A 14886-nucleotide genomic window follows, 5' to 3' on the forward strand; every position below is an offset into this window, starting at 1 on the left:
GATCAAACTCTCAAGTTGAAAAGCTGTTACCAGCTTATCCTTGACGTTCGAACCTCTGCACATCGTCCCTTCCGGCTAGGAAGGGACAGTCTCTGTTTGTTGTGCTTCGGGTTTCATCAGAAACCGAAAGCCGTACAAACAGTGAAGCTGACACTCTATCATCGGACCGAAGCCCTAAGAGCGCGATATACAGAGGATGATCCATCGAATGGACCAAACCGCCCGCATATCTCTTCAGAAACCAGCAATTTCAAAGAGCGAGAGACAAAAATTAACCGACTGCGCTCTTCCTATTGAGCGCTGCCCGCCTCAGTGTGTCTCAGTTTTTTTGTTTGCCGCCCGCAGCTTTGCCTCTCAGCGCCGCCTCGTTTGGCTTTCCGTTGGCACCTCAGCGCCGCCGGTGAAGGCGTATTTACGGATGGGGCCGGGGGGCTGCAAGGTCTTTTTTACGGAAAGATGACATTTTTTGCATTGGGTCGGTAAATTCCCAATAAAACAACGGTTTAGCGTTTTCATTTTCTTTGCGTCAGGGCTGTTTTTGGCCTGTGGGCTGAATTTTGATCGCGACTCGCCCGCATAAATTCTGGCCCACTTGTGCCAAATCAGCGAATGCCCCCAATATGTTGATAGGCCTAGGCCGAGTCACCAGCTAGTCCGGTGCGACTCGCGGGCGGCGGGCGCGAATCCGAAGCGCCAAAAGCATGATGATGGCTGCGAAATAGGCCAAGGGTTCGATCTGCACCCCCTTTGACAGCCAAATGTAATGCAGCCCGCCCAGAATCGCCGCCGGATAGGCCAGCTTGTGAATCACACGCCAGCGCGCCGCGCCCAACCGTCGGACGGCCAGATCATTGGATGTCACCGCAAGCGGCAGCAACAACGCGAATCCCGCCATCCCAATCGTCACATAGGGCCGCTTCACGATATCGGCCCAGATCGCCGCGAGCGTCTGCACATCCAAGATGGCCCAAACCAGCAGATGCGCCACGACATAGAAAAAGGCGGTGACACCAATAGCGCGCCGAAACGGCATGAGGTTTAGCCCGGTCCATCGCCGCAATGGCGTGACGAGCAAACCGAACACGATCAGCTGTAGCGCAAGCTTGCCATAGCGGTGTTCCAGCGCCTCGATCGGTTCAACCCCAAGGCCACCGGTCGCGGCCAGCCAGAACAGCCAAGCTGCCCAGCCAGCCCCTAGTATATATAGTAGCGATGCAGGGACGCGGCGCAGGGCGATATTACTGCGCTGAATGACCGTCGCACCGATGGGGTTCGCCATCACCTTAGAACGAGGCCGAAAGGTCCATACCGTCGTAGAGCGAAGCGACCTCTTGCTCATAGCCGTTGAACATCAGGGTGGGGATGCGCCCCGCAAACAAACCGCCACCGATCCGGCGTTCGGTCGCTTGGCTCCAGCGGGGGTGATCCACATTGGGGTTCACATTACTATAGAAGCCGTACTCATCCGGCTGGGCCGCATTCCAGCTTGCGTATGGCTCTGTGTCGGTCAGCGTGATCCGCACGATGGATTTGATCGATTTGAAGCCGTATTTCCACGGCACCACCAATCTGATCGGTGCGCCGTTCTGGTTGGGCATGGTTTCGCCATAGACACCCGTTGCCATAATGGTCAGCGGATGCAGCGCCTCATCCAGACGCAAACCCTCGCGATAGGGCCAATCCAGAACCGGCAGGCGGACACCGGGCATCTGATCGGGGCGAAACATCGTTTCAAAGGCGACGTAGCGCGCACCTTCTTGGACACCGACACGCGCCAACAAATCGGCAAGCTCGAACCCGTTCCAAGGAATCACCATCGACCACGCCTCGACACAGCGGAAACGATAGATGCGCTCTTCGATGGTCATGCCCTCGACGATCTGCTCAAAACTATAGGTGCCGGGGTTATCGACCATCCCGTCAATCACGATCGACCAGGGTTGTGTGGTCATCATATGCGCAAAGCGCGCGGGGTCTTCCTTGCGGGTGCCGAATTCGTAGAAGTTATTATAGGTCGTGATGTCGTCCCAGCTATTGGGTTCAAGATCGCCCTGCGCGCGCGCGCGCGATCCGGCCAAGCCCGCGCCGATCAATGCGCCCGAACCGGTAAGCAACTGACGCCGGTTCAAGAAAAGCTGTTTTGGCGTGACATCTCCCCAGCCAAGATCCGAAGTGTAGCGGCGGGCCATGCAAGCCTCCCTATTTGCTGTCGCGATACTGTGCCCATGATATACGCCCAAAACCAAGCATTGCGCGCATCGGTCACGAAACTGTTTTCCAGCGTGATGGGTTGAAACATTTGGGCCGTTTCAATCACGCCCCGTCAAATGATCTCACGCCCATTTGATTAGAATTCGTCACACCGCTTGGCTTAGGGGCGAAAGCGCCTGCGTCAAGGGACGCGGCGGAAAACCGCTTCACTTGAAAACATCGCCACCACAGCCACCTCAGCAACAGACGAGAGGGTGCACCCCCCCGCTCGATCACGCACATAGGAGAGTTTGTGATGCGCAAAACACTTATCGCCCTTGCAGCCACCACCATCTTGGCAGGTCAAGCATTCGCCGGCGGACATGGCGGAAAGAACATTGTCGAAACCGCGATCGAAGCAGGTAGCTTCACCACGCTGGTCGCCGCCGTTGCGGCCGCCGATCTGGTCGAAACGCTGTCGGGCGAAGGCCCCTTCACCGTATTCGCCCCCACCGATGAGGCATTCGCCGCACTGCCCGCCGGCACCGTCGAAAGCCTGCTTCTGCCCGAGAACCGCGATCAGCTGATCGCCATCCTGACCTATCACGTTGTGCCCGGCGCGGTGATGTCCACCGACCTGACCAATGGCATGATGGCCGCAACCGTTCAGGGCGGCGAAATCACCGTCGACCTCGGCAATGGTGTGATGATCAATGACGCCAATGTCGTCTCGGCCGATATTACGGCCAGCAATGGCGTGATCCATGTGATCGACAAAGTCCTGCTGCCGAAGTGAACCCGGCACCATAGACCTTGAAAAAGGCCCCCGTGATTGTTTCACGGGGGCCTTTTTATTTAAGAGCGCAACGCGCGATATCATGCCGTGTTCAATGCAAGACAGCATCATCGGGCTTGGGCCGCTTGGATGGGGCGATACGATCCCCCACCATCAGCCCGTCAGGCCCAACCGTGACATGCACCGTCGCGCCATCGCCAATGTCGCCCGCAAGGATCATCTCGGCCAGCTGATCTTGCAAACTGCGCTGGATCACCCGCTTGAGCGGGCGCGCCCCAAACACGGGATCATAGCCTTCATCGGCCAGCCATTGCCGCGCATCCCGGTCCAGATCGAGGGTGATCTTGCGCCCGGCAAGCCGCTTGGCCAAAAGCCCAAGCTGGATGGTGACGATGCCACCCATATCTTCCCGCGTAAGCCGATCAAAGACGATCATATCGTCAAGCCGGTTCAGGAACTCGGGCCGGAAATGGGCGCGCACGGCTTCCATCACATCATGCTTTGCCGCCGCCGCATCCGCGCCCTCGGGCAATTGGCTGAGCGCTTGGCTCCCGAGGTTCGAGGTCAGGACGATCAAGGTCTGCTTGAAATCCACGCGCCGGCCCTGACCATCGGTCAAGATGCCGTCGTCAAGCACCTGCAACAGCACGTTGAACACCTCGGGATGGGCCTTTTCGACCTCGTCGAACAAGATCACCTGATAGGGTCTGCGCCGCACCGCTTCGGTCAACACGCCGCCCTCATCATAGCCGACATAGCCCGGCGGCGCACCGATCAGCCGCGCGACCGAATGCTTTTCCATGAATTCCGACATGTCGATACGCACCATCGCCTGATCATCATCGAACAGGTAAGCGGCCAGTGCCTTTGTCAGCTCGGTCTTGCCCACACCGGTCGGCCCAAGAAACAGGAACGAGCCAAGCGGCCTATTCTCATCTTGCAGGCCCGCGCGCGCACGGCGCACCGCACGGCTGACCGCCTCGACCGCCAAATGCTGGCCGATGACGCGGCGGCCAAGTTCGGCCTCCATCTTCAGAAGTTTCTCGCGCTCCCCCTCCAGCATCTTGGACATGGGGATGCCGGTCCAACGCTCGACCACGGCGGCGATCTGTTCGGGGCGCACCGCCTCTTCGACCATCACATCGTCATCTTGCGCTTCGGCGGCGACAAGATCCTTTTCAAGCTGCGGGATCACGCCATAAGACAGCTCGCCCGCTTTCGCGAGATCGCCATTGCGCTTGGCTTGATCAAGTTCGGCGCGCGCTTGCTCGAGCCGCTCTTTGATACTGCGCGCCTTGTCCAGCTTGTCGCGCTCGGCCTGCCATTTGGCAGACATCTCAGCCGATTGCTGTTGCAGATCGCCCAATTCGCGCTCGAGCTTTTCAAGCCGGTCACGGCTAGCCTGATCATCTTCCTTTTTCAGCGCCGCCGCCTCGATCTGCATCTGCAAGATCTGCCGATCCAGCGCATCGAGTTCCTCGGGCTTGCTATCGACCTCCATCCGCAGGCGGCTTGCCGCCTCATCCATCAGGTCGATGGCCTTGTCGGGCAGGAATCGGTCGGTGATATAGCGATGCGACAGCGTGGCAGCCGCGACCAAGGCGGCGTCGGATATCCGCACACCATGGTGCAGCTCGTACTTCTCCTTGATGCCGCGCAAGATACTGATCGTATCCTCGACCGTCGGCTCTTCGACCATCAAGGGTTGAAAGCGACGGGCAAGGGCCGCGTCTTTCTCCACGTATTTGCGATATTCATCCAAGGTGGTCGCGCCGATGCAATGCAACTCACCACGCGCCAAGGCGGGTTTGATCAGGTTGGCCGCATCCATCGCACCGTCGGATTTGCCCGCACCCACCAGCGTGTGCATCTCATCGATGAACAAGATGATCTCACCAGCGGCGGCGGTCACTTCGCCCAGCACGGCCTTGAGCCGCTCTTCGAAATCACCGCGATATTTTGCACCCGCGATCAGCGCGCCCATATCCAGCGCCATCAGCGACTTGTTTCGCAGGCTTTCCGGCACATCGCCATTGACGATGCGTAGCGCCAGCCCCTCGGCAATCGCGGTCTTGCCAACGCCGGGCTCGCCAATCAGCACGGGGTTGTTCTTTGTCCGACGGCTTAACACCTGCATCGCGCGCCGGATTTCTTCATCGCGCCCGATGATCGGGTCGATCTTGCCCTCGCGCGCGGCCTCGGTCAGGTCGCGGGCATATTTCTTGAGCGCGTCGTAACTCTCTTCGGCGCCAGCCGAATCGGCAGTACGCCCTTTGCGCAAATCATTGATCGCGGCGTTCAGCGATTGCGCATTCACCGCGCCGGCCTCAAGCGCGTCACGCGCGGGACTGGTCACGATGGCCAGCGCGGTCAAAAGCCGTTCGACCGCGACGAAACTATCGCCTGCCTTTTTCGAAAGCTTTTCCGCCTCGTCCAGCACCTTGACCAATTGCCGGTCCGATACCAGCGATGCAGCATCGCCCGTGACCTTGGGGATACGCGACAAGGTCAGCGCAAGCGCCTCGCGCACCCGTTCCGGCGCGCCGCCAGCACGTTTGATCAAAGCCGCGGCCATGCCTTGTTCATCATCCATCAATGCCTTGAGGATATGTTCAGGGCCGAGTTTCTGGTGGTCTTCGCGTTGGGCGATCGTTTGGGCGGCTTGCAAGAAACCGCGGGCACGATCGGTGAACTTATCCAAGTTCATCTTCATCTCTCCTTTTCCAAGCGCCCGTTCGGCAACCACCCGTCTCGCGGCATGGTGACCATTGGGCCTCGATCTTCATGTGGGAAGCGAAATCTTGACCTGCAAGACGCAACTAGCTCTCGACATCAACATTGCGTGCGACTAAAGATATGCGCAGTGTCAAAAGTTTCAGCGCGATTGCGTGTGTTTTGATCGCGACAGGGGGGTGCCGACCTCAGTATAGGCGCCCCCCGACCTGTTCCCCGCAAAGCTTATCCCGCCAATGCCGTGCGAATGGCACGTGATATGGACATGGCGGCATTCGCCACCTAGGAACGGGCAACCCCCGAACCAAAAGGTGCCAAGCATGTCCGATGACCGCCTGATCGTCGCGCTCGATGTTGCAAATGCCATCGAAGGGCTCAACGTGGCCGAACGCCTTGGCGCAACGGTCGATTTCTACAAGATCGGGCTGGGCATGCTGACCGGTGGCGGGCTTGGCCTTGCCAATGAACTCAAGCATGAACAGGGCAAACGCATCTTTCTTGATATGAAGTTCTTCGACATCGGCGCGACGGTCGAAAAAGCTGTGCGCGGGATCGCAGGCTTCGATTTCGACTTCCTCACCGTGCATGGCGACCCACAGGTCGTGCGCGCCGCGAAAGAGGGGGCATCGGGCACGGCGCTAAAGATTCTCGCCGTGACAATTCTCACCTCTAACGACCGCGCTGATCTCGATGCCAATCTGATCATTCCCGGCGATATCGCGGACATCGTGACCACCCGTGCCGCGCGTGCGTTCGAGGCTGGTGCCGATGGCGTCATCGCCTCTCCGCAAGAGGCCGCGCTGATCCGCGCCTTGCCGCAAGCCAAGGGCCGTCTGATCGTCACCCCCGGTGTGCGCCCCGGCGGTGCGGATCTGGGCGATCAAAAGCGCGTCGCAACCCCGGCGCATGCGATTGCCGCCGGTGCCGATCATATCGTCATCGGCCGCCCGATCTGGCAAGCGCCCGACCCGCGCGCGGCGGCACAAGCGATCTTGGCGGAGCTGGCAACCGTCTAGAGCGTGTCGCGTTTGATCAGTCCGCAGTATTCACCGCAACAGGCGAGGCAGCGTTTGCAAGGCATAACGCGTTCGCCTGTTGCGGTGAATGCGTTATAACGCGACACGCTCTGAAGTATCCGTCTTGATCAAGACCGATACTTTAATTGTCGTTAATGTCGTGGTCGAATGTCTTGACCTGCCCGCGATAGACCCCGACCCAACGGCGCAGTGCCAACCAGCACAGCAGCGAAACAATCGCGAATAATAGCAGCAAAAGCGGCAGGGATGCGGCCAGCCACACCGACAAGGGGCCGCCAAAGAGCAAAAGCGCCGCCACAACGGCCGCGCCCAGCGCAAAGCCCAGCAAGACGAAACTCGGCAGCAAGACCTCACCGATCGCAAGCAGGACCGCCGCCGCCCCCCAGACCCACCAGGCCGCCCACATCAGCCGCGCCCTTTCAACATCGAGAACGCCTTGCCAAAGGCATCGACCGCATCGGCGGGTACGATGATCATCTGGCTGCCTTGGCCCTTGCCGACCTGGCCGATGGCCTTCACCTGTTCAAGTGCGATGTTGTACTGCACCGCCTCAAGCCCGCCCTTGGCAATCGCCTCGGCCACCACGCCCGTGGCATAGGCTTCGGCATCGGCTTCGACCCGGCGCGCCTCGGCCTGTTGGCGCGCGGCGTATAACTCGGCGTCAGCGGCCAGTTCGACGGCCCGCTTTTGCCCCTCGGCCCGCGTCACGGCGGCGCGGCGCTCACGCTCGGCGTTAAGCTGTTGCAGCATCGCATCGCGCGTCGCTTGATCCAGCCCCACATCAAGGATTTCGGCCCGCGTCACCTCGATTCCCCAATCGTCAACGGCCCCCTCGACCGCCTCCTTGATCCGCATGATCAGGCTGGCGCGGTTCGATTGCACCTCGTCCAGCTCCATCTTGCCGATCTCGGCGCGCACGATCCCCGCGACCGTTGTCGCGATGGCGGCATCGACATCGCGGATGCGGTACACAGTCCGCTCGGGATGGAGCACGCGGTAAAACACGCTGGTTTCCACGACCAAAAGCACGTTGTCAGTGGTGATCGCATCTTGGCTGGCCGTTGGAAGCTGCCGCTCAAGGATCGACACGCGATGCGCCACCCGATCCAGAAACGGCACGATGAAATTGATCCCCGGCCCCAAGACCACTCGCAACCGCCCAAAGCGTTCGACCACATGCTGCTCGGATTGCGGCACAATGCGGATCGCAAGGAAAATGGAAAGGATGATGAACAGCGCGAACAACAAGATCACGATGTTCCCGCCCAAGATCTCGGCAAGCAGTTGGTCCATTGGGTTACTCGTCTATTGGGTTACGGGCTGACTGGGGCCATCCTATGCGATCTTCGCCCTCATTTTTCCAGCCATAATGCGCGCGCGCGACATCTTCCGTCAGGGCATGGATGGGCCTATCCTCGCCCCATGCCCAGCTTGTGCCGCGATTGTCTGACCCGTTTCGACCAGCGCCCGCGCTGTCCGGCATGTGCCAGCCCGCGCATCACCACCCATGCCGAGCTTTGGGATCTCTCCATCGCGCATATGGATTGCGACGCCTTTTATGCGTCGGTTGAAAAACGCGACAATCCCGATCTGCGCGACAAGCCCGTGATCATCGGCGGTGGGCGGCGCGGCGTGGTTTCGACCGCTTGCTATATCGCGCGCATCAAGGGCGTGCGCTCGGCCATGCCGATGTTCCAAGCGCTCAAGCTCTGCCCCGAGGCGGTGGTCGTGCGCGGGCGCATGGATGTCTATGCACAGGTCTCGGCCCAGATCCGCGCGATGATGGCCGATCTCACACCCGCAATTGAGCCGCTCTCGCTTGACGAGGCATTCTTGGATCTTTCCGGAACCGCTCGGCTGCATGGTGCGCCGCCTGCCGTGCTGGTGGCGGGGCTGGTCAAACGCATGCAGACCGAATTGGGCATTACCGGCTCCATCGGGCTGTCGCATAACAAGTTTCTGGCCAAGCTCGCCTCCGACCTCGACAAGCCGCGCGGCTTTTCGGTGATCGGCCGGGCCGAGACACTAGATTTCCTGCGCGACAAGCCGGTGCGCATGATCTGGGGGATCGGTGCCGCCGGCCAAGCAGCGCTCGAACAGGTCGGCATCCGCAGCTTCGCCGACCTGCGCCGTTGGGAACGCAAGGATCTTCAGGCGCGTTTCGGCACCATGGGCGAGCGCCTCTTCCATCTGGCCCGCGGCGAAGATACCCGCCGCGTCAGCCCGGACCGCGCGATCAAATCGATCTCGAACGAGACGACCTTTGCCGACGACATCTCTGATCCCGATCTGCTCGATGGCCATATCTGGCGCTTAGCCGAGAAAATCGCCGACCGCGCCAAGGCACGCGGGCTTGCCGGGCGGGTTGTGACGCTCAAGCTCAAGCGCAATGATTTCAAGCTACTGACCCGGCGCGCCTCGCTCGATGACGGCACCCAGATCGCGGACCGCATCTACCGGGTGGCGCATGCGCTCTTGACGCAGGCCGATCACCCCAAACCCTATCGGCTGATCGGCCTCGGCCTGTCAGAGCTGATCCCCGCGGCGGCTGCCGATCGCGCCGGTGACCTGCTTGATCCCGGCCAATCCCGCCGCGCCGCCGCCGAGCGCGCAACCGATGCAATCCGTGCGCGATTCGGAACAGACGCGATCCTCAAGGGCCGCGCGCTCCGCTAAGTCTATGCTTCTTCGTTTCATAAATATCCCGGGGGAGGCCGCAGGCCGGGGGCAGAGCCCCCTATTGCGCGGCCAGTGGCACCCGGCCCGGCCTTGCGATGATCACGCGCGATATGACCCGGGTAATGACCTCGCCTAGCTTCTCGAAATCGGCATTTGGGCGCAGGCTGCGCTCATCCATATAGAGGCCACGATCAATCTCGATCTGCACCGCGTGCCAACCACGCGATGGACGCCCATAATGCTGCGTGACAAACGCCCCGGCAAAGGGCGCATTGCGGATCACGCGCAACCCTTCGCCTAAAAACCCATCTTCCAGCGCATCAAGGATCTCACCAGAAGCCGAGGCACCGAATCGATCCCCCAACACCACTTGCGGCCGGGGGCGACCGGGCCGCACGACCGCGTCGAGCGCTTCATGCGGCATGGAATGGAAATCCAAAAGCACCGCCTCGCCAAAGCTGGCATGGGCTGTCTGCATCAACCCCTCAAGCGCTGCATGATAGGGCCGCCACACTTGCGCGATGCGCGCCTCGGCCTCGGCACGGGTGATCTTGCCGCGATAGATCGCGCGCCCATTGGCCACGACGCGCGGGATCACCCCAAGCCCCGAGGATATCCGCGGCGTCTGCATCACGCGGATGACACCCTCGATCACGCTAGGGTCCAACTCATCGGGGCTGCGGTTAAGATCCAGCCAAGCGCGCGGATATTCCGCCGCCAAGAGCGGCGCACCAAGGCTGGGTGCCTGTGCCACGAGAAGATCCATAAAGGCATCTTCCGATGATCTGACGCTTGCCTCGTCCAAGACGCTCGCCGCCAAGAAGGCCGCCGGATAATACCGCCCCGAATGGGGCGAAGCCACCACCACGGGCGTGAGCAACTCATCAGGACAGGCAAGGCGAAAAGCAGGCTGCATCGACGCTCCGTTCAAACATCTGTTGCCTTCATATAGCGGATTTTGCCGATAATCCAAAAGCTCTTGAACCCCTACCCCAATCCTTCTATAGACCCGTCACCCATGCGGCGGGATGCGCGGAATCGGGCCTTGCGATGGCCGACCCTAGCTGACGTCCCGGGCAAAGGGCGGTTAGCTCAGCGGTAGAGCACTACGTTGACATCGTAGGGGTCACTGGTTCGATCCCAGTACCGCCCACCATGAACCGGTCCGCAAGGACCAAATGAAACCGAGAGGCGCGACGCCCGCGCCGCGACGAAGGAGATAGGCCATGAAGGTCAAGAACTCGCTCCGCTCGCTCAAGCAGCGTCACCGCGATTGTCGCGTCGTGCGCCGCAAGGGTCGGGTCTATGTGATCAACAAGACCCAGCGCCGGTTCAAAGCCCGTCAGGGCTGATCCTGCGTTATATTCACAGCGAAAAAAGCCGCCCCTCGGGGCGGCTTTTTCTTTGCGCGATGTGAGCATGCCTTACCCGATCCGCGCCGCCGCATCGGCCAAGACGGCAAGGCCCGTGATCAGATCGGCCTGATGCGTGTCCTCTTCGAAGGCATGCGAAATCCCCCCGATGGAGGGAACAAAGACCATGCCCACTGGCATTAAAACCGCCAAGTTCGATGCATCATGCAGCGCACCCGATGGCATAGCGCGCCAGCGCCCCGGTGCCACCGTGTCGGCCGCTTTAGACAAGATCGCTTGAAGCCCCACATCCATCGGCATCGGCGATAGATCATGGCGCAAGCGCGTGGCGGTGACCTCACAGCCCGAACTTGCGGCTATATCGTCGAGCAATGCCATGATCGCCGCCTCCATCCGGTCAAGCCTGTCGCTCTCGATATCGCGCCATTGCAACGAGAATGTCGCCCGCCCCGGCACGACCGAGGCCGCCCCCGGATGCAGCGCGATTTGGCCAATGGTCCAAACCGATTGGGGCGTCACGATATTGGCAAAGCGGTCGGGCAAGGCCGTGGCGATGCTGGCTGCAACACTGAAGGCATCGCGCCGATGCGCCATCGGCGTGGTGCCCGCGTGGTTTTGCTGACCCATGATCGTGACCTGCAATTGCCGCAAACCCACGATCCCCGTGACCACGCCAATCGCTTCGCCCGCCAAATCCAAAACCGGCCCCTGCTCGATATGCATTTCGAGAAAGGCGCTGAACCGCGTGGGATCGACGAAATCGCCCACTCTTGCACCCAGCTGCGCGCGCGTCCGCAAAGGACAGCCCATCATTGGCCACCAGCCCATCGGCGGCCTCCAAGTCCAGCTTGCCTGACCAGACCGAACTGCCGGTCAAGGCACCAAAGCGGCCCTCCTCGTCTTGGAAACTGACCACGGAAATCGGGGGGCCGCCCGATTCGCGCGCCGCGCGTGCAATCTCCAGCGCGGCGACGACACCCAAGGCACCATCTAGCCACCCCCCCTCGGGCTGGGTATCGCTGTGTGAGCCCAGCAAAAGCGACCGACCCGGCGCAAGGCCAAAAAGATTGCCTACCGGGTCAAAGCGCGGCTCTAGCCCCGCTGCCGCCATTTGTTCGCCCAACCAATCACGGGCGGCCAAATCCTCAGGGGAAAAGGCGCGCCGCCGCACCCCCTTGCTGGCACTATCGCCCCCAAAGCGGCGCAGCGCGTGAAGATCGGCAAGGAAGCGGGCGGGATCGACGGGAATATGAGCCATGCCCATGTTGAAGCACGCCCCACGCCACGCGTCCAGCCGGGCCTTGCGATCCGGCCCGCGATCGCCCATCACCTGCCCAAACCGGGAAAGGAAGCGACATGGGTGAACTGGTTCTTGTGCGCCACGGCCAAGCGAATTCGGCGGCCGATGACGAGGCAGGCTATGACCGCCTGTCCGATCTGGGCCATCAACAGGCGCGCTGGCTGGGCGAATGGCTGCGCGACCATGACGCGCCATTCGACCGTGTCCTGACCGGATCGCTGCGCCGCCACCGCGAGACACTGGCCGCCATGGGCGAAATGGGTGCCACCCCCGAGGTCGATGCCCGCCTGAATGAGCTGGATTATTTCAACCTGACCAAGGCGCATGCCGCGCGAAACGGCACCAGCCAGCACACGCCCGAGAATTTCGTCCACCACATCACCGATGTCATGCAAGCGTGGCAGCGCGCCGAGATCCAAGGCGATGAGACCTACGACAGCTTTGAGGGCCGCGTGGCCGAAATGCTGACGCTCGCCGCCCGTCCGGGCCGCCGCGTGCTATGCGTCACCTCGGGGGCGTGATCGGCATGATGGCGCGCCATCTGCTCGATCTTGATATTGCGCGCATGTCGCATCTGCTGGTGCCGATCCGCAATTGTTCGATCCATCGGGTGATGGTGCTGCCCGATGTGCAAATCTTGGCGGGCTTCAACGCCACCCCGCATCTGGATGGGCCGGACCGCAGCTATGCCAGGACGGAGTATTGAATGATCCATCTCTGGGTCCGCGCCGAAAGCCGCCCGAATGAAGACCGCGTTGGCCTGACACCCCAAGGGGCGGCTGCGCTGATCGGCAAGGGCTTCAAGCTCACCGTCGAAGACAGCCCGCGCCGCATCTTGGCGCTTGCGGATTATGTCGCCGCCGGTGCCGATGTGGCCCCGGCACATAGCTGGCCCACGGCCCCCCGCGATGCGATCATCTTCGGCCTCAAGGAACTGCCCGAGGATGGCACCCCCTTGGTCCATCGCCATATCATGTTCGGCCATGCCTATAAGGGGCAACAGGCCGGGCGCGCGCTTCTTGATCGCTTCCGCGTCGGTGGCTGGTACGCTTTATGATCTTGAATATCTTGTCGATACCGATGGCCGCCGGATCGCGGCCTTTGGCTATTGGGCGGGCTATGCCGGGGCGGCGGTCTCAGCGCTGGCGCTGATCGCGCAGGCCAAGGGCGAGATCTGCCCGCCCATCGCGCCGATGCAAGATGCCGCCACGCTCAGGGCCGCGATCGCACCGGCGCTGTCGGCCCTGCCGCAACCCCCGCGGGTGATCATCATCGGCGCCAAGGGCCGCGTCGGCACAGGCGCCGCCGATTTCTGCCGCACCATGGGGCTTGCACCGACCCTGTGGGATATGGCCGAGACCGCCCATGGCGGCCCCTTCCCCGAAATTCTGGATCACGAGATTTTTCTCAATTGCATCCTTGCCATGCCCGGCGTGCCTGTCTTTGTTCCACATACGGCCAAGACCACGCCGCGCGCCTTGCGGGTGATCGGCGATATCGCCTGCGATCCCGGTTCCGATTTCTCACCGATCAAGGTGTATGACCAGATCACCGATTGGGTGGCGCCCTGCGCGCCGCGTCCATGACGCACCGCCACTTGATGTGATGGCCATCGACAATCTGCCCTCGCTCTTGCCGCGCGAAAGCTCCGAGGATTACGCCGCCCAACTCTTGCCCAGCCTGATGACGCTCGACCGGCTGGATCAAGGGGTATGGGCCGGGGCAAAGGCGGTCTTTGACCGGCACATCGCGGGCTAGCGCGGCGTCAAGGCGACCGCGCGCATCGCCTCATAGATCGGCATCGCCGCGGCCAAAAGTGCCGCGCGATTGGGTGGCAATTCCGGCAATGGCCCCTCTGCCCCGGCAAAACCTGTCGAGCGATGCACCGCATGATACCAATGCGCGGCCCAGACGCCGTCGAAACCCTTGGCCCCCGCAGGCCATGCCAGCATGGATGCGCGATAGGGCAGCCCGATCTCGGCGCAAAGCGCGCCCAGCGCGCGGGCCGGATCGGCGCGAATATCCTCGGCCGCGATCACCGGGCCGCCCAAGACCTGCCATAACTGGGCCTGTTGGGGATATCCGATATCCTCCAACGTGATGTCATCGCGCTTTTCGGCATAGCTTGCGATCACCCGCGCGGGATGGCGGATCAAATGGATATTGACGCAATCCCCCGCCCAGCCCAGCGGGAAACCCGGCAGCATATGATGGGGCATATGCTTCATATACCAATGCGCCGCGCCATCCGGCACCGGACCGGCACAGCGCGCGGCAACGGCGGCGGGATCGGCCTCATGGGCGCGCAGAATATCGTCCCGCATCGGATGATCGGCCCCACTTGCTGCCAAGTAAGGCGCATAAAACGGCTCATCCCAGACCGCGCAATCGCCGCGCGCGGCAAAAGCATACATCATCGCGGTCGATAGGTTCCGCGGCCCCGACCACATCGCGATTTTCACGATCCGCCCCCGTTTTGCCAATGACCCCCATTCGCCATGTCACGCGGCTGGGTGCAAGAGGCCACGGGCCAAGCACGGTCGTTATGATTTCATCGCGCAGGTGTTAATGCCAATCAGCCGGTAGAGCGGGCAAAAGCCAACCAACCCCGTGACAAGCGGCACAAGGCCAATCCAGCCCCACGGCGTCTGTGGCCCGACGAAGACCAGCGCCAAAAGGCCAAGGCCAAGGATGATGCGCAAAGCGCGGTCGATATTGCCCTCATTACGAGACATGGGATCGGTCCTTTCTCTGTGGATCATGGATCATACACAGCCC

Annotated in this window: 14 protein-coding genes, 1 tRNA gene and 2 pseudogenes; 8 read left to right on the top strand and 9 right to left on the bottom strand. The window is 61.5% G+C overall.

Annotation, left to right across the window (positions count from 1 at the left end; all coding sequences use genetic code 11):
- Positions 1-649 precede the first annotated feature (649 nt).
- Both msrQ and msrP read right to left on the bottom strand, forming a co-directional pair.
- The gene (gene msrQ / locus KG698_RS06075) at positions 650-1279 is read right to left on the bottom strand and encodes a protein-methionine-sulfoxide reductase heme-binding subunit MsrQ (RefSeq protein ID WP_213684683.1); all 630 of its coding nucleotides are present in this window, start codon (positions 1277-1279) and stop codon (positions 650-652) included.
- 4 nt (positions 1280-1283) lie between these two features.
- Entirely contained in the window at positions 1284-2189 is a 906-nt protein-coding gene (gene msrP / locus KG698_RS06080; RefSeq protein ID WP_213684684.1) for a protein-methionine-sulfoxide reductase catalytic subunit MsrP, read from the bottom strand.
- A 314-nt stretch (positions 2190-2503) separates the two neighbouring features.
- On the opposite strand from msrP, the gene KG698_RS06085 reads away from it, so the two are divergent.
- Entirely contained in the window at positions 2504-2986 is a 483-nt protein-coding gene (locus KG698_RS06085; protein ID WP_213684685.1) for a fasciclin domain-containing protein, read from the top strand.
- A 91-nt stretch (positions 2987-3077) separates the two neighbouring features.
- Here KG698_RS06085 and clpB read toward each other — a convergent pair whose 3' ends face one another.
- On the bottom strand, positions 3078-5693 hold the full coding sequence (clpB, locus tag KG698_RS06090; RefSeq protein ID WP_213684686.1) for an ATP-dependent chaperone ClpB: 2616 nt from the start codon (positions 5691-5693) through the stop codon (positions 3078-3080).
- 346 nt (positions 5694-6039) lie between these two features.
- Here clpB and pyrF point away from each other — a divergent pair, with 346 nt between their 5' ends.
- A complete protein-coding gene (pyrF, locus tag KG698_RS06095) occupies positions 6040-6735 on the top strand; it encodes an orotidine-5'-phosphate decarboxylase (RefSeq protein WP_213684687.1) in 696 nt (231 codons plus the stop codon).
- Between the two features lie 142 nt (positions 6736-6877).
- Here the strand turns inward: pyrF and KG698_RS06100 are convergent, their stop codons facing one another.
- Both KG698_RS06100 and KG698_RS06105 read right to left on the bottom strand, forming a co-directional pair.
- On the bottom strand, positions 6878-7162 hold the full coding sequence (locus KG698_RS06100) for a hypothetical protein (protein WP_213684688.1): 285 nt from the start codon (positions 7160-7162) through the stop codon (positions 6878-6880).
- Positions 7162-8049, bottom strand: coding sequence for an SPFH domain-containing protein (locus KG698_RS06105; protein ID WP_213684689.1), 888 nt, complete (start codon positions 8047-8049; stop codon positions 7162-7164). Before KG698_RS06105 ends, KG698_RS06100 begins: the two co-directional genes overlap by 1 nt.
- A 129-nt stretch (positions 8050-8178) precedes the next feature.
- Between KG698_RS06105 and KG698_RS06110 the strand changes: the two genes are divergently transcribed.
- On the top strand, positions 8179-9432 hold the full coding sequence (locus KG698_RS06110) for a DNA polymerase IV (protein WP_213684690.1): 1254 nt from the start codon (positions 8179-8181) through the stop codon (positions 9430-9432).
- A gap of 61 nt (positions 9433-9493) precedes the next feature.
- On the opposite strand, the gene KG698_RS06115 is transcribed toward KG698_RS06110, so the two are convergent.
- Positions 9494-10351 (bottom strand): N-formylglutamate amidohydrolase, encoded by an 858-nt coding sequence (locus tag KG698_RS06115; protein WP_213684691.1) that lies wholly within the window; start codon positions 10349-10351, stop codon positions 9494-9496.
- Between the two features lie 165 nt (positions 10352-10516).
- On the opposite strand from KG698_RS06115, the gene KG698_RS06120 reads away from it, so the two are divergent.
- Positions 10517-10591, top strand: a tRNA-Val gene (locus tag KG698_RS06120).
- A gap of 70 nt (positions 10592-10661) precedes the next feature.
- Complete coding sequence (gene ykgO, locus KG698_RS06125) at positions 10662-10787, top strand: type B 50S ribosomal protein L36 (RefSeq protein WP_012177066.1); 126 nt, start codon at positions 10662-10664, stop codon at positions 10785-10787.
- Positions 10788-10859: 72 nt separating this feature from the next.
- Here ykgO and KG698_RS06130 read toward each other — a convergent pair.
- Positions 10860-12057 (bottom strand): annotated as a pseudogene (locus KG698_RS06130) (hydantoinase/carbamoylase family amidase).
- Positions 12058-12164: 107 nt separating this feature from the next.
- Between KG698_RS06130 and KG698_RS06135 the strand changes: the two are divergent.
- The 3 genes and pseudogenes from KG698_RS06135 to KG698_RS06140 all read left to right on the top strand — a co-directional run bounded on the left by KG698_RS06135 (position 12165) and on the right by KG698_RS06140 (position 13866).
- Positions 12165-12629, top strand: a complete 465-nt coding sequence (locus KG698_RS06135) for a phosphoglycerate mutase family protein (RefSeq protein ID WP_300983040.1) — start codon at positions 12165-12167, stop codon at positions 12627-12629.
- Complete coding sequence (locus KG698_RS15550; RefSeq protein ID WP_300983042.1) at positions 12608-12814, top strand: hypothetical protein; 207 nt, start codon at positions 12608-12610, stop codon at positions 12812-12814. Before KG698_RS06135 ends, KG698_RS15550 begins: the two co-directional genes overlap by 22 nt.
- Positions 12815-13866: pseudogene (locus KG698_RS06140) on the top strand (saccharopine dehydrogenase).
- Here the strand turns inward: KG698_RS06140 and KG698_RS06145 are convergent.
- Both KG698_RS06145 and KG698_RS06150 read right to left on the bottom strand, forming a co-directional pair.
- Entirely contained in the window at positions 13863-14570 is a 708-nt protein-coding gene (locus tag KG698_RS06145; RefSeq protein ID WP_213684692.1) for an HAD family hydrolase, read from the bottom strand. The pseudogene KG698_RS06140 and the gene KG698_RS06145 overlap by 4 nt on opposite strands.
- An 81-nt stretch (positions 14571-14651) precedes the next feature.
- Positions 14652-14843 (bottom strand): DUF2892 domain-containing protein, encoded by a 192-nt coding sequence (locus KG698_RS06150; protein ID WP_213684693.1) that lies wholly within the window; start codon positions 14841-14843, stop codon positions 14652-14654.
- Between the last annotated feature and the right edge of the window lie 43 nt (positions 14844-14886).

The sequence above is a fragment of the Roseicyclus sp. genome, assembly GCF_018402035.1.
Taxonomy (GTDB): Bacteria; Pseudomonadota; Alphaproteobacteria; order Rhodobacterales; family Rhodobacteraceae; genus Roseicyclus.